The organism is Amycolatopsis sp. NPDC024027 (genome assembly GCF_040638975.1).
Classification (GTDB): domain Bacteria; phylum Actinomycetota; class Actinomycetes; order Mycobacteriales; family Pseudonocardiaceae; genus Amycolatopsis.
Genome location: NZ_JBEZYY010000026.1, coordinates 88529 through 109807 on the forward strand (window position 1 = coordinate 88529; position 21279 = coordinate 109807).

18 protein-coding genes, 2 tRNA genes and 1 pseudogene are annotated in these 21279 nt (G+C 70.5%); 13 read left to right on the plus strand and 8 right to left on the minus strand.

What is annotated here, in order from left to right; all coding sequences use genetic code 11:
- Positions 1–120: 120 nt before the first annotated feature.
- Entirely contained in the window at positions 121–492 is a 372-nt protein-coding gene (locus AB0F52_RS42925; RefSeq protein WP_360183682.1) for a hypothetical protein, read from the minus strand.
- A 278-nt stretch (positions 493–770) separates the two neighbouring features.
- Here AB0F52_RS42925 and AB0F52_RS42930 point away from each other — a divergent pair, with 278 nt between their 5' ends.
- Entirely contained in the window at positions 771–1019 is a 249-nt protein-coding gene (locus tag AB0F52_RS42930) for a hypothetical protein (RefSeq protein WP_360183684.1), read from the plus strand.
- On the plus strand, positions 1006–1494 hold the full coding sequence (locus tag AB0F52_RS42935) for a DUF5130 family protein (protein ID WP_360183686.1): 489 nt from the start codon (positions 1006–1008) through the stop codon (positions 1492–1494). Before AB0F52_RS42930 ends, AB0F52_RS42935 begins: the two co-directional genes overlap by 14 nt.
- A gap of 256 nt (positions 1495–1750) precedes the next feature.
- On the opposite strand, the gene pepN is transcribed toward AB0F52_RS42935, so the two are convergent.
- A complete protein-coding gene (gene pepN, locus AB0F52_RS42940; RefSeq protein WP_360183757.1) occupies positions 1751–4318 on the minus strand; it encodes an aminopeptidase N in 2568 nt (855 codons plus the stop codon).
- Positions 4319–4471: 153 nt separating this feature from the next.
- Between pepN and AB0F52_RS42945 the strand changes: the two genes are divergently transcribed.
- Positions 4472–5092: a DsbA family protein gene (locus AB0F52_RS42945; protein WP_360183688.1), complete on the plus strand. Its 621-nt coding sequence runs from the start codon at positions 4472–4474 to the stop codon at positions 5090–5092.
- Here the strand turns inward: AB0F52_RS42945 and AB0F52_RS42950 are convergent.
- Together AB0F52_RS42950 and AB0F52_RS42955 are read right to left on the minus strand one after the other, a co-directional pair.
- Complete coding sequence (locus AB0F52_RS42950) at positions 5089–5898, minus strand: MBL fold metallo-hydrolase (RefSeq protein ID WP_360183759.1); 810 nt, start codon at positions 5896–5898, stop codon at positions 5089–5091. The two genes, AB0F52_RS42945 and AB0F52_RS42950, sit on opposite strands and share 4 nt — an antisense overlap.
- A gap of 372 nt (positions 5899–6270) precedes the next feature.
- Positions 6271–6612: pseudogene (locus AB0F52_RS42955) on the minus strand (hypothetical protein); the annotation flags it as partial.
- Between AB0F52_RS42955 and AB0F52_RS42960 the strand changes: the two are divergent.
- Together AB0F52_RS42960 and AB0F52_RS42965 are read left to right on the plus strand one after the other, a co-directional pair.
- Positions 6532–7005 (plus strand): ribose-5-phosphate isomerase, encoded by a 474-nt coding sequence (locus AB0F52_RS42960; protein ID WP_191307748.1) that lies wholly within the window; start codon positions 6532–6534, stop codon positions 7003–7005. The pseudogene AB0F52_RS42955 and the gene AB0F52_RS42960 overlap by 81 nt on opposite strands.
- Entirely contained in the window at positions 7005–7811 is an 807-nt protein-coding gene (locus AB0F52_RS42965) for a DNA-formamidopyrimidine glycosylase family protein (protein ID WP_360183691.1), read from the plus strand. The genes AB0F52_RS42960 and AB0F52_RS42965 overlap by 1 nt, the downstream gene beginning before the upstream one ends.
- A 70-nt stretch (positions 7812–7881) precedes the next feature.
- On the opposite strand, the gene AB0F52_RS42970 is transcribed toward AB0F52_RS42965, so the two are convergent.
- Complete coding sequence (locus tag AB0F52_RS42970; protein ID WP_360183693.1) at positions 7882–8700, minus strand: hypothetical protein; 819 nt, start codon at positions 8698–8700, stop codon at positions 7882–7884.
- A gap of 145 nt (positions 8701–8845) precedes the next feature.
- Here AB0F52_RS42970 and AB0F52_RS42975 point away from each other — a divergent pair, with 145 nt between their 5' ends.
- The 3 genes from AB0F52_RS42975 (at position 8846) to AB0F52_RS42985 (ending at position 11860) form a co-directional block, all read left to right on the plus strand.
- Complete coding sequence (locus AB0F52_RS42975) at positions 8846–9721, plus strand: TIGR03619 family F420-dependent LLM class oxidoreductase (protein ID WP_360183695.1); 876 nt, start codon at positions 8846–8848, stop codon at positions 9719–9721.
- A gap of 5 nt (positions 9722–9726) precedes the next feature.
- Positions 9727–10173 carry a nuclear transport factor 2 family protein gene (locus tag AB0F52_RS42980; protein WP_360183697.1) on the plus strand — a complete coding sequence of 149 codons (447 nt, stop codon included), beginning with the start codon at positions 9727–9729 and terminating at the stop codon, positions 10171–10173.
- A gap of 118 nt (positions 10174–10291) precedes the next feature.
- Positions 10292–11860 (plus strand): carbohydrate-binding protein, encoded by a 1569-nt coding sequence (locus tag AB0F52_RS42985; protein WP_360183699.1) that lies wholly within the window; start codon positions 10292–10294, stop codon positions 11858–11860.
- An 8-nt stretch (positions 11861–11868) separates the two neighbouring features.
- Here the strand turns inward: AB0F52_RS42985 and AB0F52_RS42990 are convergent, their stop codons facing one another.
- Positions 11869–12234, minus strand: coding sequence for a helix-turn-helix domain-containing protein (locus AB0F52_RS42990; protein WP_360183701.1), 366 nt, complete (start codon positions 12232–12234; stop codon positions 11869–11871).
- 66 nt (positions 12235–12300) lie between these two features.
- Between AB0F52_RS42990 and AB0F52_RS42995 the strand changes: the two genes are divergently transcribed.
- Together AB0F52_RS42995 and AB0F52_RS43000 are read left to right on the plus strand one after the other, a co-directional pair.
- Entirely contained in the window at positions 12301–13098 is a 798-nt protein-coding gene (locus AB0F52_RS42995) for an NAD(P)H-binding protein (protein WP_360183703.1), read from the plus strand.
- A gap of 41 nt (positions 13099–13139) precedes the next feature.
- Positions 13140–13859: an alpha/beta fold hydrolase gene (locus tag AB0F52_RS43000; protein ID WP_360183761.1), complete on the plus strand. Its 720-nt coding sequence runs from the start codon at positions 13140–13142 to the stop codon at positions 13857–13859.
- Positions 13860–14028: 169 nt separating this feature from the next.
- Here AB0F52_RS43000 and AB0F52_RS43005 read toward each other — a convergent pair.
- Positions 14029–14102 (minus strand) — tRNA-Pro (locus tag AB0F52_RS43005).
- Between the two features lie 80 nt (positions 14103–14182).
- Between AB0F52_RS43005 and AB0F52_RS43010 the strand changes: the two genes are divergently transcribed.
- Positions 14183–14256 (plus strand) — tRNA-Gly (locus AB0F52_RS43010).
- A gap of 6 nt (positions 14257–14262) precedes the next feature.
- Here the strand turns inward: AB0F52_RS43010 and AB0F52_RS43015 are convergent.
- Positions 14263–18900 (minus strand): HAMP domain-containing protein, encoded by a 4638-nt coding sequence (locus AB0F52_RS43015; RefSeq protein WP_360183705.1) that lies wholly within the window; start codon positions 18898–18900, stop codon positions 14263–14265.
- 139 nt (positions 18901–19039) lie between these two features.
- Here AB0F52_RS43015 and AB0F52_RS43020 point away from each other — a divergent pair, with 139 nt between their 5' ends.
- Both AB0F52_RS43020 and AB0F52_RS43025 read left to right on the plus strand, forming a co-directional pair.
- Positions 19040–20593, plus strand: a complete 1554-nt coding sequence (locus AB0F52_RS43020) for a SpoIIE family protein phosphatase (RefSeq protein WP_360183707.1) — start codon at positions 19040–19042, stop codon at positions 20591–20593.
- Positions 20594–20683: 90 nt separating this feature from the next.
- Positions 20684–21226 carry a type 1 glutamine amidotransferase domain-containing protein gene (locus AB0F52_RS43025; protein WP_013228555.1) on the plus strand — a complete coding sequence of 181 codons (543 nt, stop codon included), beginning with the start codon at positions 20684–20686 and terminating at the stop codon, positions 21224–21226.
- Positions 21227–21279: the final 53 nt, after the last annotated feature.

Here is a 21279-nt window from a genome sequence, read left to right on the forward strand (position 1 = left end):
GCGAGCGGAGCCCGGACGGCACGGGCCCGGACAAGCCGGCGCCCCGGCTGCCTTGCGGCGGCCGGGGCGAGCCGGGTGCTTGCGCGAAGTGCTCAGGTAGCGCGTGGCCCTGGAGGTCTGTCAGGCAGCGAGGGCGAAGTCGCTCTGGCAGGTGACGCGGGTGCCCATGGTGACGCGCGTGCCGCGAGTGACCCTGGTGCCTCGCGTGACGCGCGTGCCGCAGGTGACGCGCGTGCCGGCCGTCACACGCGTGCCCATCGTGACACGAGTGCCGCGCGTGACCCGGGTCCCTCGGGTGACTCGCGTGCCCGCCGTCACCCGGGTGCCCATGGTGACGCGGGTTCCGGCCGTCACCCGTGTACCGCGAGTGACGCGTGTACCCCGGGTAACCCTTGTGCCCGCCGTCACCCGTGTGCCGGGCACGAATTCGATTTCGCTCTGTGACGGGGTGGTCTCGGTGATCGCCTGTGCGGGCGTGTGGACGCTGTTCATGGCAGGGCCTCCTGGGACCGGTGCGTTACCTGCTGGGGCTGGAGAGCGGGGCGCAAGGCCCGTACAGGTGAAAAAGCTACGAGGATTTCAAGGTCCGGACAAGACGACAGCGGCGGGTGCGGCCGCCTGTACGTTGAGTTGCAACCTTTCGGCCCGACGGTCTTCGCCCCAACGTTCCAGTGGCCGCGAGCCAAGCGGCGGACGGCAGTCGGCTTACGACGAACGGTCGAGTGCGCCGCGCGCGGTGAGCGCGGAGGTCATCCGATACGCTCAGCGCCGTGAACATCGTCGAGACGATCGTGGTCTTCGCCGTGATCCCGCTGGCCATCTACGGCCTCGCCGGGCTGCTGACGCTCCGGCGCAGGTCCGGCGGTGCCTCGCGGCACCGGAGCGGCCAGGCCTGGGAGTACCCGGCCATGTGGTGGAGCGCCAACCCCGACGGGGCGGGACACCGGCACGCCGGTATCGAGAACAGCGCGCCCGAGGGCGCCCCGACCGCGGCAGGAGGCGCTCGTGGCAACTGGTGAGCTGACGAAGCGCGTCGACGAGTCCGAGCTGGGCTACGGAGAGGCCCTGATGGCCACCGGGCGGGTGTCCGCGGCCAAGATGTACGAGCCGGAGGCGCCGTCCGGGCCGTTCAACACCCGCCAGCTGGCCCGCCTCGACGAGGCCCTGACGTTCGCGAGCCGCGAGACCGGCCTGGACTTCAGCCTGTACCTGGGTGAGCTGGGCGAGGACAGCCGCGCGGCGGCGGAGAAGCTGCACGCGACGACGACGGACCCGTCGAACTCGGTGCTGATCGCGGTCTCCCCGGGGGAGCGGAAGATCGAGATCGTCACGGGGAGGGCCGCGTACCTGCGGCTTCCGGACCGGGGTGCCAAGCTGGCGGTGGCGAGCATGGTGGCGTCGTTCAAGGAGGGCGACCTGGTCCGCGGACTGGTCAACGGCCTGGTGAACGCGCTGCGGATGCTTTCGGACCAGGCTGGTCCCGCGCCTCGTTGATCTTGTGACAGAGCCCCGTGCCTCGGAGTGAGGTGCGGGGCTCTTTTGTTGGTCGTGCTTCGTTGGTTGTGCCAGGTCTGCCGGGGTTTCCCGCCGGCCCGAACGCCGGATTGTTCAGCGGCTGCGTATCGGGTCGGCAGGGGGTGTGGCCGGAGGGCGGCAGTGCCGGGGTGGGCTGTGCCGGACGGACGTTTCCGGCGCAGCCACGCCGAACGGCGGGCCGTGCCGAAGCACGACCCGCCGGCCGGAACCGGACTCAGGCCTGCGCGTCGAAGTCTCGCGCGGCCAGGGCGCGCACGATGCCCGCCCGGCCCTCCGAGACCAGCCGCCGCAGGGCCTGCGGGTGCTCGCCCGCCAGCCACTCGTCCGAGGCCGTCACCGTCTCCGGGGCGACCGCCCAGGACGGGTACAGCCCGATGGCGATCGGCTGCGCCCGCTCGCTCGAGCGCCGCTGCCACACCTCGTCGATCACCTCGAAATAGCGCGGCACGTACGACCCCAGCAGGGCCTTCTGGCCCGGGTGGGAGAAGCCCGAGATCAACGAGTCGCTCACCGCGTTCGGCAGCTCGTCGTCGTACACCGCTCGCTGCCACGCGTCGGCCTTGGCCTCCGTTGTCGGGCGCAGCGCGCGGGCGCGCTCCGCCTGGCGGCGGCCCGTTGCCGTGTTGTCGCGGGACAGCTCCGCGTCGATCTCCGGCGCGGCCGCCTTTCCGTGGGCCACCAGCGCGTGCAACAGACGCCAGCGCAGGTCCGTGTCCACCGTGAGACCCGGCAGCGGGGCCGACTCGTCCAGCCAGCCCGCCAGCACGTCCAGCGTGGCGGCGTCCAGCACCGACCCGGCCAGCGAGTTGACGAACGCCAGCTGGTGGTCCGAACCCGGCTCGGCGGCCCGGACCAGCTCCAGCAGCCGCGCGGTGAAGGCCGGCCAGCCCGTCGAGGCCGCCCATTCCTGCTCCGCGTACGAGTTCAGCGCCGTCTGGGCCTGCAGCAGCAGCCGCTGGACCACGCCTACTTCGGTCTCCGTGTGGATGCCGCGCTGCACCAAGGTGACGAAGTCGCGGGCCTTCAGCTCGGCTTCGCGGGTCATCTCCCACGCCGCCGACCAGCACAGCGTGCGCGGCAGCGGCTCGGTGATGTCGGCGACGCGGTCGATCAGCGTGGTCAGCGACGCCGGGTCGAGGCGCATCGTGCAGTACGTCAGGTCGTCGTCGTTGACCAAGACCAGTTTGCCCGCGGGCAGGCCGACCAGGTCCGGCACCTCGGTGCGCTCGCCGTCGACGTCCAGCTCCACCCGCTGGGTCCGGACGATCTTGCCCGAGCCGTCCTCGTCGTAGATCCCGACGGCGACGCGGTGCGTGCGCAGCTCACCGGCGCCCGGCTTCGCGCCCGACTGCACGACGGCGAACGACGTGAACTTGCCGTCCGCGCCGACCTCGTAGCGGGGGCTCAGCGAGTTCAGCCCGGTCGTCTCCAGCCACTGCGCGCTCCACCACGACAGGTCGCGCCCGGACGCCTCCTCCAGCGCGCCCAGCAGGTCGGCCAGCGTGGCGTTGCCCCAGGCGTGCTTGCCGAAGTAGACCTTCAGGCCGTCGAGGAAGTGGTCCAGGCCGACGTAGGCGACGAGCTGCTTGAGCACGCTCGCACCCTTGGCGTAGGTGATGCCGTCGAAGTTGACCTCGACCGCGTGCAGGTCGACGATGTCGGCCGCGATCGGGTGCGTCGAAGGCAGCTGGTCCTGCCGGTAGGCCCACGACTTCTCGATGTTCGCGAAGCTGGTCCACGCGTTCTTGTACTCGGTCGCCTCGGCCTGGGCGAGGACGCTCGCGAAGGTCGCGAACGACTCGTTCAGCCACAGGTCGTCCCACCAGCGCATGGTGACCAGGTCGCCGAACCACATGTGCGCCATCTCGTGCAGCAGCGTCTCGGCGCGCCGCTCGTAGGCGTAACGGGTGACGCGGCTGCGGAAGACGTAGTCCTCCAAGAACGTCACCGCGCCGGCGTTCTCCATCGCGCCCGCGTTGAACTCCGGCACGAACAGCTGGTCGTACTTGGAGAACGGGTACGGCGTGCCGAACTTCTCGTGGTAGAAGCCGAAACCCTGCTTGGTCTCGGTGAACAGCCGGTCGGCGTCCATGTGCTCGGCCAGCGACGCGCGGCAGTAGATGCCGAGCGGGATGGTCTTGTGGTCGTCGGTGTACTCGTCACGCCATTCGGCGTACGGGCCGGCGACCAGCGCGACGAGGTAGGTGGAGATCCGCTCGGACTCCTTGAACACCGTGCGGACGGCGCCTTCCGGCGTCTCCTCGGCGGACTCCACGATGGCGTTGGAGACGACCTTCCAGTCCTTCGGCGCGATCACCGTGAGCCGGTAGACCGACTTCAGGTCCGGCTGGTCGAAGCAGGCGAACATGCGCTTGGCGTCCGCCGTCTCGAACTGCGTGTACAGGTAGACGCCGTCGTCGACCGGGTCGACGAACCGGTGCAGGCCTTCGCCGGTGTTCATGTACCGGCAGTCGGCGGTCACCGTGAGCTCGTTGGACGCGGCCAGCCCGGCCAGCGCGATGCCCTTGTCCTCGACATACGCGCTGACGTCGACGTCCGCGCCGTTCAGGGTGGCCGAGTGCACGCGGTCGGCGACGATGTCGACCCACGTCGATTCGCCGGCCCGGTCGCTCGAGAACCGGACGGTCGTCTTCGACGCGAAGGTCTTCTCCCCGGGTCCGCCGTGGCCGTCGGTCAGATCGAGCTCGATGTCGTAACCGGTGACGTCGAGCAGATCCGCGCGCAGCTTGGCTTGGTCGCGGGTCAGGTTGGGGGCGGGCACAGGCACCTCTGGTCGTTGGTATCGGTTTTCAACTCCCCGCATCCAATCATGGGGACGGGGTGGCGGGCGATAAGGGAACAACCCCGCGTTTCCCGGTGTTGGCCCGTCGTGTGGGGGTCCGCCCACACCGAGACGTGACTCAGGAGTACCCAGATGACCGCTGCCGAGCAGCCCACGAAGGTCGATTTCTACTTCGACCCGATCTGCCCGTTCGCGTGGATCACCTCCCGCTGGATCCTGGAGGTGGAGAAGCACCGCAACCTGGACCTCCGCTTCCGGATCATGAGCCTGTCGGTGCTCAACGAGGGCCGGGACGAGCTGCCCGAGCAGTACAAGGAACTGCTGGCCAAGGGCTGGGGCCCGGTGCGCGTGGCGGTGGCGTTGTCGCAGCTCAAGGGCGAGGAGATGCTGCGCGAGTACTACACCGAGTTCGGCACCCGCTTCCACAACCAGGGCAACAAGGACCAGGAAGCGGTCATCAAGGAGGCGCTGGCCGCCATCGGCGCGCCCGCCGAGCTGGCCGACGCGGCGCACTCGGCCGAGTACGACGAGGCGCTGAAGAAGAGCCACCACGAGGGCATGGACCCGGTCGGCATGGACGTCGGCACGCCGACGATCCACATCGACGGCGTGGCGTTCTTCGGCCCGGTGCTGACCTCGATCCCGCGCGGCGAAGACGCGCTGAAGGTGTTCGACGGCGCGGTGGCGCTGTCGAGCTACCCGGACTTCTACGAGCTCAAGCGCACCCGCTCGGGCGAACTGAACTTCGACTAGGGGGTGGCCAGCGCGGCCAGGGTGACGTCGCCGGGGTAGCGGGACGCGGCCACGGCGGCGACCTCGGTCGTCTCGCCGCGGCCCACGCCGGCCTTGAGCGTGATCAGCTCGTGCAGGCCGTCCCGGTGGTAGCGCACGAACTCCGCGTCCACCGGGTCGCCGTGGCCGGGCACGACGACGCGGGGTTCGAGCGCGAGGATGGCGTCGAACGCGTCCGGCCAGGCGGTCAGGTCGGTTTCGGAGCTGAACGAGTACTCGCTGAACCCCGCTTCGGCGTGCTCGACGACGTCGCCGGCGAAGACGACCGCCGCGTCCGGGACGTGGACCACCACGTCGTGGTCGGTGTGTGCGCGGCCGGGGTGCAGCAGGACCGCCGTGCGGCCGCCGAGGTCCAGCTCGACGCGGCCGGTGAACGTGTGGTCCGGCACCGCGATGGTGGTGCGGGAAATCGCGTCGGCGATCTCCGGTTTGCCCTCCTTGCGGTAATGGGCCTCCCAGGTGGCGCGGCGGGCGTCGGGATCCGCGCTCACCTCGGCCGCGCAGCGCTCGTGCGCCCAGATCTCGCAGGGCAGGAACGCCTCGGTGCCCCAGGCGTGGTCGAAGTGCGCGTGCGTGTAGACCACGGCCCACGGCAGCGGCGTGCGTTCCCGGACCGCGGCGGCGAGCTCGGCGCCCTGCTCGAGGTCACCGCGGGTGTCGACGACCAGGCATCGCTCGGTGCCGACGACCAGCCCCACGGTCAGGTCCAGCTCCTCGTAGCGGCGGGCGTGGACGCCGTCGGCGACCTCGATCCAGCGGCCGGTCATGCCAGTACTCCTCCGGTCAGGACGGGAGCGGCATCGCTCCCGTCGGATTCGATCACTTTTGCGTCCCGCCACGCAGCTTGGCCGGACCGTGGCGTCGACGGACCGTGCCGCGAGCGCCGCTTTGGCGAACAGCGAAAGCCCGAGTCCGGCGATCGGCCCGGCGGCCATCTCGCCTCGATGCACGGCCACAGCGGTCCGAACGTTTCGCTGTGGCCGAAATCGTCCCGCCCCGGCCGCGACCAGGCCGATGGGGCCTCCCAGCTGGCGCGTCTCGCGGTGGCGGCGAAGGCGGCGGTGGGTCACACACGGTTCGCGCCGTCGGACGAGGTCGGCGCGAGCAGCGTCTACGGAGGGATTTCCGTCACAGAAGACGCCCGCGATGACTGCCCCGGCCCGGGCGATCCCGCGTTCGTCGCGCCACCGGACCGGCAGCACCCGGCCGCCGCGGCCGACCACGAGATCCGTCGTGGTGCTGAAGGAGAGCACGTCGACGACCACCAGCACCGCGCATTCGCGGCCGAGCGCGGCGACCCCTTCGGCACCCCAGTCGAGCCGGACGTCGCTGCCGGTCTGCTCCCAGATCCCCACCCCCGGAGCATGCCCGAAACCGGGCGTGGTGGCAGACTCCTGGCCGTGCGTGTCTACTTGGGATCCGACCATGCCGGTTTCGAGCTGAAGAACCACCTGGTGGCTCACCTGGAGAAACAGGGCCACGAGGTCACCGACATCGGTCCGCACGTCTACGACGCGGACGACGACTACCCGGCGTTCTGCGTCGAGACGGCGCTGCGCGTGGTGGCCGACGAGGGCAGTCGCGGCATCGTGGTCGGCGGCTCGGGCAACGGCGAGCAGATCGCCGCCAACAAGGTCCCCGGCGCCCGCGCCGGCCTGGCCTGGAGCGTCGAGACCGCGAAGCTGTGCCGGGAGCACAACCACGCCCAGCTGATCGGCGTCGGCGCCCGGATGCACACCGCCGAGGAGGCCGTCGAGATCGTCGAGGCGTTCCTGGCGACGGAGGTCTCGCCGGAGGAGCGGCATGCCCGCCGCGTGCAGCAGTTGCTCGACTACGAGCGCACCGGGACCCCGCCGGCGTTGCCGGAGGCCTGATGCCCGAGGGGCACACGCTCCACCGGCTCGCGCGGCTGCACAAGCGCCGGTTCGCCGGCGCGCCGGTCGCGGTGAGCAGCCCGCAGGGCCGGTTCGCCGCCGAAGCGTCCCGTTTGGACGGTCAGGTGTTCGCCGGCGCCGAGGCGTACGGCAAGCACCTCTTCCACGACTACGGCCCGCACGGGATCGTGCACATCCACCTGGGGCTCTACGGCACCTTCGGCGAGTCGCCGCTGCCCGCGCCCGAGCCGGTGGGCCAGGTCCGGCTGCGGCTGGCCGGCCGGACACATTGGACGGACCTGCGCGGGCCCACCCGCTGTGAGCTGCTGGACGTCGCACAGGCGGACGCGATCAAGGCGCGGCTCGGTCCCGACCCGCTGCGCCGCGACGCGAAACCGGAGCTGGCCTGGGCGCGCGTTTCGCGGTCCAAGACGTCGATCGCGGCGCTGCTGATGGACCAGGCTGTTCTCGCCGGTGTCGGCAACGTCTACCGCGCGGAGGTGCTGTTCCGCCACGGCGTGGCACCACTGACGCCGGGCCGTTCCCTCGATCGGGCCCTCTGGGACGACCTGTGGGCCGACCTGGTGACCCTGATGCGCGACGGCGTCCGCGTCGGCCGCATCGACACGGTCCGGCCGGAGCACCTGCCGGAGGCGATGGGGCGGGCGGCGCGCGTGGACCGCCACGGCGGCGAGGTCTACGTCTACCGGCGGGCCGGCGAACCGTGCCTGGTGTGCGGGACGCCGGTGGCGCACTCGGAGCTGGTGGGCCGCAACCTCTACTGGTGCCCTCGCTGCCAGAACTGACATGAATGACTCATTCCTGTCGTCAGACGACAGGAATGAGTCATTCACTGCGTTCGGGACCGGCGGAGGGTCAGAAGTCGAAGCCGCCCCCGTCGAAGCCTCCGCCGTCGAACCCGCCTCCGTCGAAGCCGCCGCCGCCCCAGTCGCCGCCGCCGTCTCCGCCGAAGTCGCCTCCGCCGTCGCCGCCCATGTCACCGCCGCCGTCTCCGCCCATGTCGCCGGACTCGAGCGCGTCCTGCTGGCCCGCGTCGTAGCCCGACTCCCACGCCGAGGCGCTCGCGATGCCGCCCATGCCGGAGAACATCGCGCTGAACAGGAACATCGACCCGAGACCCCAGGCGCCGGCGACGAGCGCGGGCTTCCACCACGGCTCGCTGTACCAGCCCTGCGGCACCGGACGGCCCGCGACGCGGCCGCCGGGGTAGTAGTACGGCGTGTCCTGGCCGGCGTCCGGGGAGGCGGCGTAGTGCTGGCCCTCGACGTCGACGTCGCGGCGCTCGGTGACCTTGCCGGCGCGCTCGCGCTCGGCCTCCTCCGGCAGCTGCGGGCCGGGGTCCATGCCCATCGCGACGCGCGCGGCGCGCACGTAGTAGAGGCCCTCGATGGCGGTCTCCTTGACCAGCCGGGCCTGTTCGATCGTGCGGGCCTGCTCCATCTGCGAGCCGGCCGCGTTGTAGCGCTCGGCGGCGTCGGCCATCGCCTGCTGCGAGGCGGTGTCCGTGCCGTTGATGTTGAGGACCTGGCCGCCGAGCCGTTCGAGCAGGCGCCGGGCGTCGGCCTTGGCGTCGTCGAGCTCCCGCTGCCGGGCCGCGGCGCGCTGCCGCGAGAAATAGAGGCCGCCACCGACGATCAAGACGACGACTACGATCAAGAAGATCGCGGTGCCCATGGACCACTCCCAGAAGTTCGGGGCTCGGTGACCGGTGGTCACCTTTGAAACGGACAACGCGGACGCTACGCGGTGGGTTCCCGCCGCGTGACCGGGCCCACCTCGGGAGCTGGCCGAAGAAACTAGAACACGTTATAGTTCGGGCATGAAGTTCACCCTGTCGATCGCGATGAACCCCCTCGATCAGCTGGGCGAGCTCGCCCGGGCCGCCGAAGAGGCCGGCTTCGCCTCCATTGCCCTGCCCGACTCGCTCTTCTACGCCGAAACGGTGGACACGGACTACCCGTACACCCCCGACGGCAGCCGGTTCTGGACCGCGGAGACCCCCTGGGTGGACCCGCTCGTGGCGACCGCGTCGATGGGCGCGGTGACCAGCCGGATCCACTTCTACACGTCGGTGCTCAAGCTCGGCTCCCGCAACCCGGTGCTGCTGGCCCGCCAGGTCGGCTCGGCGGCGGTGCTCACCGGCGGCCGGTTCGGCCTCGGGCTCGGCGTCGGCTGGCTGCCCCAGGAGTTCGAGTACTGCGGCGTGCCGTTCGAACGGCGCGGCAAGCGCGTCGACGAGGCCATCGACGTGCTGCGGCTGATCCTCGACGGCGGCATGGTCGAGTACCACGGCGAGTTCTACGACTTCGACAAGATCCAGATGAGCCCGGCGCCGCCGGGCCGGGTGCCGTTCTACATCGGCGGCCACACCGAGATCGCGCTGAAGCGCGCCGCGCGGGTCGCCGACGGCTGGTCGTCGGCGATGATGAAGCTCGACGAGCTGCGCGACACCATCGCCCGGCTCAAGGAGCTGCTCGCCGAGCAGGGTCGCGCCGATGTCCCGTTCGAGTATCAGGCGGTCTGCATCGACGCCTTCGGGTTGGACGGCTACCGCGCGCAGGCCGAAGCGGGCGTCACCGACGTCATCACCATGCCGTGGGTCTTCGACGGCGTCGGGTTCGACGCGCCGGTCGAGCCGAAGCTCGAGGCCATTCGCAGGTTCGGGACCGAGATCATCGCGAAGTTCGAGGAGTGAGTGCCGTGGGCGTGCAGGTCAGCTGGGACACGTCGGCGGAGCAGCCGCCCGCGCGGCGCGCGGCGTTCGCGTCGATGACGGCCGTGACGGCCGGCGACAAGGAGGGCTGGCTGGCCCTGTTCGCCCCGGACGCGGTGGTCGAGGACCCGGTCGGCCCGTCGTTCATCGACGAGGCGGGTAAGGGGCACCACGGCCGTGAGGGCATCGGCGCGTTCTGGGACAAGACGATCGCCAATGTCGAGCGCTTCGAATTCACCATCCGCGATTCCCACGCGGGCGGTGACGAGGTGGCCAACGTCGGCACGATCACGACGTTCCTGCCGGGCGGCTACCGCGTCGACACCGACGGGGTGTTCGTCTACCGCGTCGGCGAGGACGGGTTGCTCAGGTCGGTGCGGGCGTTCTGGGAGCCCGAGCGCGCGATGGCGACCGCGCGCCAGGTGGCGGATTAGCGTCCCGGCCAGCGGAAACCCAATTTCATATCTGATACATGATCTCTTGACTCCGGGTTAGGCAGGACTCTTTACTAACTGGTGTAGACCTCTGATGTCTCCACCACCGGGAGTTCGCATGTCCTCACCTCGTCGAATCGCGAGCGCGGCCGCCGCGCTCGCGATCGCGGCCGGCGGCCTCGTCCTGGGCGCGCCCACGGCGGCGGCCCTCGAAAACGGCCTGCTGCGCACACCGCCGATGGGCTTCAACAACTGGAACTCCACGCAGTGCAAAGCCGACTTCAACGAGGCGATGATCAAGGGCATCGCGGACATCTTCGTCAGCAAGGGCCTGAAAGACGCCGGCTACACCTACGTCAACATCGACGACTGCTGGGCGCTGCCGTCCCGCAACTCGGCGGGGAACCTGGTGCCCGACCCGGCGCGGTTCCCCGGCGGCATCAAGGCGCTCGCCGACTACGTGCACGGCAAGGGCCTGAAGTTCGGCATCTACACCAGTGCCGGCACGAAGACCTGCAACAAGGCGGGCTTCCCCGGCGCACTGAACCACGAGCAGCTGGACGCGAACCTGTTCGCGTCCTGGGGGGTCGACTACCTGAAGTACGACAACTGCAACAACCAGGGCGTCGACGCGCAGCAGCGGTACAAGGCGATGCGGGACGCGCTCGCGAAGTCGGGCCGCGCGATCGCGTACTCCATCTGCGAATGGGGCCAGAACCAGCCGTGGACGTGGGCCGCGCCGGTCGGGAACCTGTGGCGCACCACCGGCGACATCTCCGACAAGTGGTCGAGCATGATCGGCAAGGCGCAGACCAACCGCGGCCTCGCGCAGTACGCCGGCCCCGGCCACTGGAACGACCCCGACATGCTGGAGGTCGGCAACGGCGGGATGACCGCGGCGGAGTACCGCACGCACTTCAGCCTGTGGGCGATGATGGCGGCGCCGCTGCTGATCGGCAGCGACCTGCGCAAGGTGTCGGAGGACAACTTCGCGATCCTCAAGAACACCGACGTCATCGCGCTCGACCAGGATTCGCTGGGCAAGCAGGCCACGGTGCTGAGCGCGAACGCGGGCCTCGTCGTGTACAGCAAGGTGCTGGCGAACGGCGACCGCGCGGTGGCGCTGTCCAACGAGACGGCCGCGACGGCGACGATCAGCACGACGGCGGCGGCCACCGGGATCGGCGGCGCGTCCTCGTACACGCTGAAGGACCTGTGGAGCAAGGCGGCCCGGACGACGACCGGCACGATCAGCGCGTCGGTGCCCTCGCACGCGACGGTGCTGTACCGCGTGTCCCGCGCCGGTGGCGCGACGCGCTACGAAGCCGAGTCCGCATCGGTTTCGGCGGGCGGCACGATCGACGCGAACCACGCGGGCTTCTCCGGGACCGGGTTCGCGAACGGCGCCAACGCGGTCGGCAGCTACGTCGAGTGGCAGGTGACGGGACCGGCGTCGGCGCTGACGTTCGGCTACGCGAACGGCACGACGGCGGCGCGCCCGGTGGACATTTCGGTGGACGGCGCGGTGGTGGCCGCGGGCGTCCCGTTCCCGGCGACCGGCGCCTGGACGACGTGGAGCACGGTGGTCAGGTCGACGTCGTTGCCGGCGGGCTCGCACACGGTCCGCCTGACCGCGACGACGGCCGACGGCCCGGCGAACCTCGACTACCTGGACGTTTCTCCGTAGCGCGAGGCTTACCTGGCCGAGCTGCGCTCGTCGTAGCTCTGACGGGCCGCTTCGACCTTCTCGAGGTTGCCCGACCACTCGGAGAGCGACGCGAACAGCGGGCCGAGGCTGCGGCCGAGTTCGCTGATCTCGTACTCGACCCGCGGTGGCACCTCGGCGTGGTAGGTGCGCACGACGAGGCCGTCGCGCTCCAGCTGCCGCAGCCGCTGGGTGAGCACCTTCGGGGTGATGGTGGTGATGCGCCGCTGCAGTTCGACGAACCGCTGCCGGCCGTACTCGTGGAGCGCCCACAGGATCGGCGTCGTCCACCGGCTGAAGACGATGTCGACCACCGGCGCGATCGGGCAGGCCAGCTCGGGTGTGGTCTCGGTCACTTTCGCGCCTCCAGCCAATACTTTCCTCTAGGTACCTACTATACCGCGGAATGTAGCGTCGTTCCCATGATCATGGTTGTGGGAGCGACGGGAAATGTCGGAGAACCGCTGGTGCGGATGCTGTCCGCGGCGGGCGAAGAGGTGACGGCGGTATCGCGCGGGATCACGGCGGCGCCCCCGGGAGTCGTTGTGCGGCAGGGAGAGCTGGCTTCACTCGACTTCGCCGGCGCGGCGGCGGTGTTCGTGATGACCCCGCCGGGGTTCCGGGACTCGCTCGAGCCGGTGCTGGAGCGAGCGCGGGCGGCGGGCGTCGAGCGGGTGGTGCTGCTGTCCTCGCAGGGCGTCGGCACAGGCCGCCACCCGGCGCTGTTCGAGGAGGCGGTGCGGTCCTCGGGTCTGAAGTGGACGATCCTGCGCCCGGCGGGGTTCGCGTCGAACGCGTTGCAGTGGGCGGAAAGCGTACGCGCCAAGCGTGAGGTCGCCGCCCCCTTCGGCGACGTGGCCCTGCCGGTGGTCGACCCGGAGGACATAGCTTCGGTGGCGGCGGCGGCATTGCTGTCCCCGGCACACGAGGACAAGACCTACGTGCTGACCGGTCCGTCCCCGCTGTCCCCGCGAGACCAGGCGGCGGCGATCGGCGAGGCGGTGGGAGAGCCGGTCCGGTTCGTCCCGCAGACGCGCGAGGAGGCGCGCTCGGTGCTGCTGGGCTTCATGCCACCGGAGGTGGCGGACTCCACGCTGGCCATCCTGGGTGAGCCGACACCCGAGGAGCAGCGGGTGAGCCCGGACGTCGCGCGGGTACTGGGCCGCCCACCGCGCCCGTTCGCGGACTGGGCTTCGCGTTTCGCGGGGGCGTTCAAGTGACAACGCTGGCATACCGCTCGTTCGGAACGGGTTCCCCATTGGTGTTCCTGCACGGCAACCCGGCGTCGTCCTACTTGTGGCGCAAGGTGATGCCGTCCTTGCCGGGCCGCAGGCTGGCCCCGGACCTGATCGGCATGGGCGAGTCCCCTCGCCCGGACATCGCCTACACCTTCGACGACCACGCCCGCTACTTGGACGAGTGGTTCGACGCCCTCGAGCTGGACAAGGTGGTCCTGATCGGTCACGACTGGGGCGGCGCACTGGCGGCGGACTGGGCATCCCGCCACCCCTCCCGCGTCCGGGGCCTGGCGTTCACCGAAGCGGTGCTGAAGCCGATGACGTGGGAGGAGTTCCCACCCGCGGGCGCCGAGCTGTTCCGCGCGTTGAAGACCCCAGGCGTGGGCGAGTCGATGATCAACGACTTCCTGTCCCAGGAGTACGCATTCCAGGACCACCGCCCGGTCCTGCAATGGACCCGGTCAATGCCCCTGGGCGGCGAGCCGGCCGCGGTAGTCACCCGCATCGAGGCATTCGACAGCTGGCTGGCATCGTCGGTGGAGATCCCCAAGCTCCTGGTGACATTCGAGCCGGACTACGACACGATGCTGACCCCATCGATGATCGACTGGTGCGCTTCGAACTTCGCTTCCCTGCAGGTGGTCCGACGCCCAGAGAAGGCAGGCCACCAGACCCCAGAAGACCAGCCAGAAGCACTGACAGAGGCGCTATCAACCTGGCTGAGCGAGGCGCTAGCCGAGTGAATACCCACCCACCCACCCACCCGGACCGAGGCAGAGCCCGGCCCGGCAGAGCGCCCAAGTGACGCCCGAGGCACCGTGGGGGGTCCGGGGGGCTCGGCCCCCCGGGCAACACAACGAAGATAGAGGGGGAGGGGCGAGCGCGTAAGCGCGAGCCCACCCCCGAATCGCGTCGGGATGACAGGATTTGAACCTGCGACCCTCCGCTCCCAAAGCGGATGCGCTACCAAGCTGCGCCACATCCCGGGTCCACCCCCAGGGGGGTGTGTGATCAGCCTAGCGGGTCACGCTAAGCTAGCGACGCACCCGGGTACCTTCGGGGGCACGCGGGTGTAGCTCAATGGTAGAGCCCTAGTCTTCCAAACTAGCTACGCGGGTTCGATTCCCGTCACCCGCTCCACGAAGTTCAGGCTGAAGAGGCGGCGTCGCGGGTTGACGCGGCGTCCGCTTCCAACGAAGCCGCGATCACGTCGAGCAGCTTGTCCGTGTCCACCGGCTTGGTGATGTAGTCGTCGGCTCCGCTGGCCAAGGTGCGAGCCCGGTCCTCCGCCGTGGCCTTGGCCGTCACCGCGATCACCGGCAGGTCCGCGTTGGCCGCTTCCGCCCTGATGGCCGCGATCGTGGCGTTGCCGTCCAGCTCCGGCATCATGACGTCCATCAGGACCAGGGCCGTGTCCTCGTTGCGCTCCAGCGCCCGGATGCCGTCGACACCCGTTTCCGCGTAGATCACCTCCAGGCCCGCCTGCTCCAGGACCGCTGCCAGGGCGAACACGTTGCGGAGGTCGTCGTCGACGATCAGGACCTTCTCGCCGTGGAAGCGCTTGGGTGTCACGTCCGGGGCGGCCACCAGCACCGTGCTGGGCACGGGCGGCAGCCGGGGGGAGGAGAGGGCCGTCAGGGCCGGGTCCACCAGGCTGGCGGCCGCCGCGGGGAGGTACAGGGTGAACGTCGATCCGACGCCCGGTTCGCTCATCACGCGCAGCTCGCCGCCCAGGAGCTCGGTCAGCTGCTGGCTGATGTTCAGCCCGAGGCCCGTGCCGCCGTACTTGCGGCTCGTCGTGCCGTCGGCCTGGCGGAACGCCTCGAAGATGACCGCCAGCTTCTCCTCCGGGATGCCGATCCCGGTGTCCTCGACCGCGAACGCGATGATGCCCGGCGCGTTCCGCAAGGCCTCCTGCTCGACCTCCGCCGGGTCCGCCGCGCGGATGTGGAGGCGGACGCCGCCCTCGTCGGTGAACTTCGCCGCGTTCGACAGCAGGTTCCGGAGGATCTGCTGGAGCCGGTGCTCGTCCGTGTGGACGCTCCCGGGCACCGGGGGATCGATGTGGACGGCGAACTCCAGGCCCTTGTCCGCGGTCAGCGGCCGGCACAGCGACTCGACGTAGTCCACCAGCTCCGGCAGCGTGATGTCGGACATCTGCATGTCGAGCCGGCCCGCCTCGACCTTGGCCAGGTCCAGGATGTCGTTGATCAGCTGCTGCAGGTCCGACCCGGCCGCGTAGATCGTCTTCGCGAACTGGATCTGCTTCTCCGTCAGGTTGCCCTCGGGGTTCTCCGAAAGCAGCTTCGCCAGGATCAACGCGCTGTTCAACGGCGTCCGCAGCTCGTGCGACATGTTCGCCATGAACTCGGTCTTGTACTGCGACGCCACCGTCAGCTGCCCGGCGCGTTCCTCGAGCTCCTGACGCGCCTGTTCGATCTCGCTGTTCTTGACCTCGATGTCGCGGTTCTGCTGGGCCAGCAGCGCGGCCTTCTCGGCCAGCTCGGTGTTGGACCGCCGCAGCTCGCCCTGCTGGGCCTGCAGCTGCTCCGAGCGCGCCCGCAGCTCCTGCGCCAGCCGCTGCGACTCCGTCAGCAGCGCTTCGGTCCGCGAGTTCGACAGGATCGTGTTCACGTTGACGCCGATCGTGTGCCGCAGCTGCTCCAGCAGGTCCTGGTGGACGGTGCTGAACTCGTTCACCGAGGCCAGCTCCAGCACCCCGAGCACCTCGCCCTGGAACAGCACCGGCAGCACGATCAGGTTCACCGGCGCGGCCGAGCCCAGCCCGGACGAGATCAGCGCGTACTCCGGCGGCGCGTTGTGCACCAGCACCGTGCGCTGGTCGATGGCCGCCTGGCCGATCAGCGACTCGCCCATCGCGAACCGCAGTCCCGCCCGGGACTGCGCGAGGCCGTACGCGGCGATGCACTCCAGCACCGTGCCGTCGCGGTCGTCGTCGCGGGCCAGGAAGAACGCGCCCTGCTGCGCGCGGACCAGCGGGGCCAGCTCGGACAGGATCAGCGCCGCGACCGACGCGAGGTCGCGGTGGCCCTGCATCCGGCCCGACAGCTGGGCGAGGTTCGTCTTCAGCCAGTCCTGCTCGCGGTTGGTCCTCGTCGTCTCCTTGAGGTTCGCGATCATCTGGTTGATGTTGTCCTTGAGGTCGGCGACCTCGCCGGACGCGTCGACCGTGATGTGCCGGGTCAGGTCGCCGGCCGTCACCGCGGTCGCCACCTGCGCGATCGCGCGGACCTGCGTGGTCAGGTTCCCGGCCAGCTGGTTCACGCTCTCGGTGAGCCGCTGCCAGGTGCCGGACACGCCGTCGACCTCGGCCTGGCCGCCGAGCTTGCCCTCGGTACCGACCTCGCGCGCGACGCGCGTGACCTCGGAGGCGAACGCCGAGAGCTGGTCGACCATCGTGTTCATCGTGGTCTTGAGCTCGAGGATCTCGCCCCGGGCGTCGACGTCGATCTTCTTGGTCAGGTCGCCCTTCGCCACCGCGGTGGTGACCTGCGAGATGTTGCGCACCTGGCTGGTCAGGTTGTGCGCCATGAAGTTGACGTTCTCGGTCAGGTCCTTCCAGGTCCCGGCGACGCCGGGCACGCGCGCCTGGCCGCCGAGGATGCCTTCGGTGCCGACTTCGCGCGCGACGCGGGTGACCTCGTCGGCGAACGCGCGCAGCGTCTCGACCATGCCGTTCAGCGTCTCGGCCAGCGCCGCGACCTCGCCCTGTGCCTCGATCCGGATCTTCTTCGACAGGTCGCCGTTGGCCACCGCGCTCGCCACGGTGGCGATGTTGCGCACCTGGTCGGTCAGGTTGTCGGCCATGACGTTGACGTTGTCGGTGAGGTCCTTCCAGGTGCCCGCGACGCCGCGGACGCGCGCCTGGCCGCCGAGGATGCCTTCGGTGCCGACTTCGCGCGCCACTCGGGTGACTTCGTCGGCGAAGGCGGACAGCTGGTCCACCATCGTGTTCAGCGTCGTCTTGAGCTCGAGGATCTCGCCGCGGGCGTCGACGGTGATCTTCTGCGTCAGGTCGCCCTTCGCGACCGCCGCCGTCACCGTGGCGATGTTCCGGACCTGGTCGGTCAGGTTGTTCGCCATCGAGTTGACGTTGTCGGTGAGGTCCTTCCAGGTCCCGGCCACACCCGGCACGGCCGCCTGGCCACCGAGCTTGCCCTCGGTGCCGACTTCGCGCGCCACTCGGGTGACTTCGTCCGCGAACGCGGACAGCTGGTCCACCATCGTGTTCAGCGTCGTCTTGAGTTCCAGGATCTCGCCGCGGGCGTCCACCGCGATCTTCTGCGTCAGGTCGCCGCGCGCGACGGCGGTGGCGACCTGGGCGATGTTGCGCACCTGGGTGGTCAGGTTGTTCGCCATGAAGTTCACCGAGCCGGTGAGGTCGCGCCAGGTGCCGGCGACCCCCGGGACCTGCGCCTGGCCGCCCAGCTGGCCCTCGGTGCCGACTTCGCGCGCCACCCGGGTGACTTCGTCGGCGAAGGCGGACAGCTGGTCCACCATCGTGTTCATGGTCGTCTTGAGCTCGAAGAACTCGCCGCGGGCGTCGACGGTGATCTTCTGCGTCAGGTCGCCCTTCGCCACGGCCGTGGTGACGTGCGAGATGTTCCGGACCTGGTCGGTGAGGTTGTCGGCCATCTGGTTGACCGAGTCGGTGAGGCTGCGCCACGTCCCGGCCGCGCCCGGCACCTCGGCCTGCCCGCCCAGCTTGCCCTCGCTGCCGACCTCGCGCGCCACGCGGGTGACTTCGCCGGCGAACGCCGAGAGCTGGTCGACCATCGTGTTCAGCGTGTTCTTCAGCTGCAGGATCTCGCCGCGGGCGTCGACGTCGATCTTCTTCGTCAGGTCGCCGGTGGCCACCGCGGTCGCCACCTGCGAGATCCCGCGGACCTGGTCGGTGAGGTTGTCGGCCATCAGGTTGACCGAGTCGGTGAGGTCGCGCCACGTCCCGGCGACGCCCGGCACCTTGGCCTGGCCGCCGAGCTTGCCGTCCGAGCCGACCTCGCGGGAGACGCGGGTGACCTCGTCGGCGAACGCGGACAGCTGGTCGACCATGGTGTTGATGGTGTTCTTGAGCTCGAGGATCTCGCCGCGGGCGTCGACGTTGATCTTCTGGGTCAGGTCGCCGCGCGCGACGGCGGTGGTGACCTGGGCGATGTTGCGGACCTGCTCGGTGAGGTTGTCGGCCATGAAGTTGACCGAGTCGGTCAGGTCGCGCCAGGTGCCCGACACGCCCGGGACGACCGCCTGGCCACCGAGACGTCCCTCACCCGCGATTTCCCGCGAGAGCCTCGTCACTTCGGCGGCGAACCGCGAGAGCTGCGCGATGAGGCCGTTGACCGTCTTCGCCAGCGTGGCGTACGCGCCCTGCAGCGGGCGCCCGTCGAGGGTGAGCGTCATCGGCTGGGACAGGTCGCCGTCGGCGACCCCGCCGAGCACGCGCTCCAGCTCGATCGCCGGCCGCGTGAGGTCCTCGACCAGGCCGTTGACGGCGTCGACGGCGGTGGTCCAGCCGCCGGGGCCGACCTGGCCTTCGAGCCGCTCGCTGAGCCGGCCTTCCTGCCCGACGGCCGCGCGGACCCGCAGCAGCTCGCTGACGAGCCGCTGGTTGCGCTCGGCGATGTCGTTGAACGCCACCGCGAGCTGCGCAGAAATGCCGTCGCCGTGCGGCACGAGCCGCCGGCGGAAGTTGCCGTCCCCGAGATCCCGCACCGCGACGAGCACCCGCTCCAGTGCCGCCGCTTCGCTCTGGGATTCCGTTGTCATGTGTGCCGACCCTCTCCACCACGCATGCGCCAGCCATGGTCGTCGACCCAGCGTGCCATGCTTCGCCCTACACTTCGAGCCAGCCCGCCCGCTCACGCGGTAGCCGTGCGACAGCAGTCCGGAGGCAGGAGGTCCGTGCATGGTGTCACGTCCGGCCCCGGCCTCGACGGCCCTGCCGCCGATGATCGGTGACGACGGGCCGCCGGGCTTCGACGCCTTCGGGCGGGCCGTCCTCGAAGACGTCCGCGACGCGGTGTTCCTGCAGGACGCCGCCGGTGCGGTGCGCTGGGCGAACCCGGCGGCGCGGGCCCTGACCGGCGGCGCCGAGCCGCGGCTCGACGCCGTGACCGAAACCAGCGGGCACGTCCACCTGGCCGGCCACCGCCACCCGGCCCGGATCCGGGCCGTGCCCGGTGGGTGGCACGCCTGGACCGTGTCCGCGGAGCAGAGCCCGCAGCGGCGGGTGGGCGACTTCCTGGCCGAGGCCGCTCCCCGGCTGGCCGCCGCGCGCGGACGGCACGGCACCGCCCGGGTGATCGCCGAACTGGCCGCGTCCGCGCTGGCCGAAACCGTCTTCGTGCTGCTGCCGACCACCCGCGGCCGGTGGGAGTGGTGGAGCTGTGAGCGTCCGGCCGCCCAGGGCCACGGCCGGATCCGGCGGGTGCCGGCCCAGGTCGCGCCGGTGCTGGCGGCGACGTTCGGGGCCACCGGGAAGCCCCAGCAGGCCGCGGTGCCAGCACCTGAGGTCGCCACGCTGCCGTCGGTCGTCGCCGACCGGTTCGCCGGGCACACCGACGTCTCGGTCGTCTCGCTGGGGCCGAGCGCGAGCGCCGGGGTCACCGGTGCCCTGCTGCTGGGCCGCCGCGGCGACGCCGGGTTCGGCGCCGAACAGTCCCGGGCGGTGGCCGAGTTCGCCGTGGCGGCCGGGACGGCGCTGGCCAACGCCCAGCGCTACGCCCGGCAGGAGGAGGCGACCCGCGGCCTGGAGACGACCCTGCGCCCGGTCGACCCGCCCGCCCTCGACGGTGCCCGCTTCGAAACCTGGTACGAGCCGGCAGGCGGGGTCCTCACGGTCGGCGGCGACTTCTTCGACGTCCTGCCCCACGGCGACGGCAGCGCGTTCCTGGTGCTCGGCGACGTCTGCGGCAAGGGCCCCGAGGCCGCGGCCCTGACCGGCCGGGTCCGGCACGCCCTGACCGCGCTGGCCATGGTCGAACGTGACGGCCGCACGCTGCTGCGGCTGCTCAACGAGCTGCTCATCGCCGGCGGCAGCAGCCGGTTCGCCACCCTCGTGCTCGGCACGGCCCGGCCGTCGGACGGCGGGGTCGGCCTGACGCTGGCCTCCGGCGGCCACCCGGCACCGCTGATCGTCCGCCGGTCGGGCGTCGTCGAGGAGGTCACGGTCCCGGGCACGCTGGTCGGCATCTCGCCGCAGGCCCGGTTCGCCGAGGCCGAGGTCCGGCTCGAGCGCGGCGACGTCTGTCTCCTCTACACCGACGGCATCACCGAGGCCCGCAACCGCCACGACCAGACGGACCTCTTCGGCGACGACCGGCTCCGCGCGGTGCTCACGGCGGCGGCCGGGGAGCCGGCTCGCGAGGTCGTGCGGCAGCTGCGGCAGGCCGTGCGCGACTGGCTCGGCAGCTCGGCACATGACGATATCGCGGTGCTCGCCATCGAATGTGGGGACTGACCCAAACGTCCTTTGTGGACTTGGTTTGACGCATCGATGAGGGGGTAAATACCCCGGTGCACGCAGTTTTCCGACCCGAGGGAGAGCCTCATGGCGAACGCATTGCAAGGACGCCGGGTCGCGATCCTGGCCGCGGACGGCGTCGAACAGGTCGAGCTGGAAAAGCCGCGCCAGGCCGTCCTCGACGAGGGCGCGACGGTGGAGCTGGTGTCCCTGGACACCGGCGAAATCCAGGCGATGAACGGTGACATCGACAAGGGTGACCGGTTCGCGGTGGACCGGAAGGTCGCCGACGTCGAAATCGGCGACTTCGACGCGCTGCTGCTGCCCGGCGGCACGATGAACCCCGACCACCTGCGCACGGACCCCGCCGCGGTCAAGTTCGTCGGCGACTTCGTGCGCGCCGGCAAGCCGGTCGGGGTGATCTGCCACGGTCCGTGGACGCTCGTCGAGGCGGATGTCGTGCGTGGCCGCACGCTGACGTCGTACCCGAGCGTCCGGACCGACATCCGTAACGCCGGCGGCACGGTCGTCGACGAAGAAGTGGTAGTGGACAACGGACTGGTTTCCAGCCGGAACCCGGACGACCTCCCGGCCTTCTGCCGGACGGTCGTGCGGGAGTTCGCGAGCTAATTTCCAGTCCTTTGTGGATTGTCACCCGATCGTGTGTTAAGTCCCGCTTAAAT

Bases quoted from the DNA above. Each gene is read 5' to 3' on its own strand.
- AB0F52_RS43020 (WP_360183707.1), top strand. From the start codon at position 19,040: ATGGTGTCACGTCCGGCCCCGGCCTCGACGGCCCTGCCGCCGATGATC.
- AB0F52_RS43025 (WP_013228555.1), top strand. From the start codon at position 20,684: ATGGCGAACGCATTGCAAGGACGCCGGGTCGCGATCCTGGCCGCGGAC.
- AB0F52_RS42950 (WP_360183759.1), bottom strand. From the start codon at position 5,898: ATGACCGGCCGCTGGATCGAGGTCGCCGACGGCGTCCACGCCCGCCGC.
- AB0F52_RS43015 (WP_360183705.1), bottom strand. From the start codon at position 18,900: ATGACAACGGAATCCCAGAGCGAAGCGGCGGCACTGGAGCGGGTGCTC.
- AB0F52_RS42975 (WP_360183695.1), top strand. From the start codon at position 8,846: ATGAAGTTCACCCTGTCGATCGCGATGAACCCCCTCGATCAGCTGGGC.
- AB0F52_RS42995 (WP_360183703.1), top strand. From the start codon at position 12,301: ATGATCATGGTTGTGGGAGCGACGGGAAATGTCGGAGAACCGCTGGTG.
- AB0F52_RS42945 (WP_360183688.1), top strand. From the start codon at position 4,472: ATGACCGCTGCCGAGCAGCCCACGAAGGTCGATTTCTACTTCGACCCG.
- AB0F52_RS42985 (WP_360183699.1), top strand. From the start codon at position 10,292: ATGTCCTCACCTCGTCGAATCGCGAGCGCGGCCGCCGCGCTCGCGATC.
- AB0F52_RS42970 (WP_360183693.1), bottom strand. From the start codon at position 8,700: ATGGGCACCGCGATCTTCTTGATCGTAGTCGTCGTCTTGATCGTCGGT.
- AB0F52_RS42925 (WP_360183682.1), bottom strand. From the start codon at position 492: ATGAACAGCGTCCACACGCCCGCACAGGCGATCACCGAGACCACCCCG.
- AB0F52_RS42965 (WP_360183691.1), top strand. From the start codon at position 7,005: ATGCCCGAGGGGCACACGCTCCACCGGCTCGCGCGGCTGCACAAGCGC.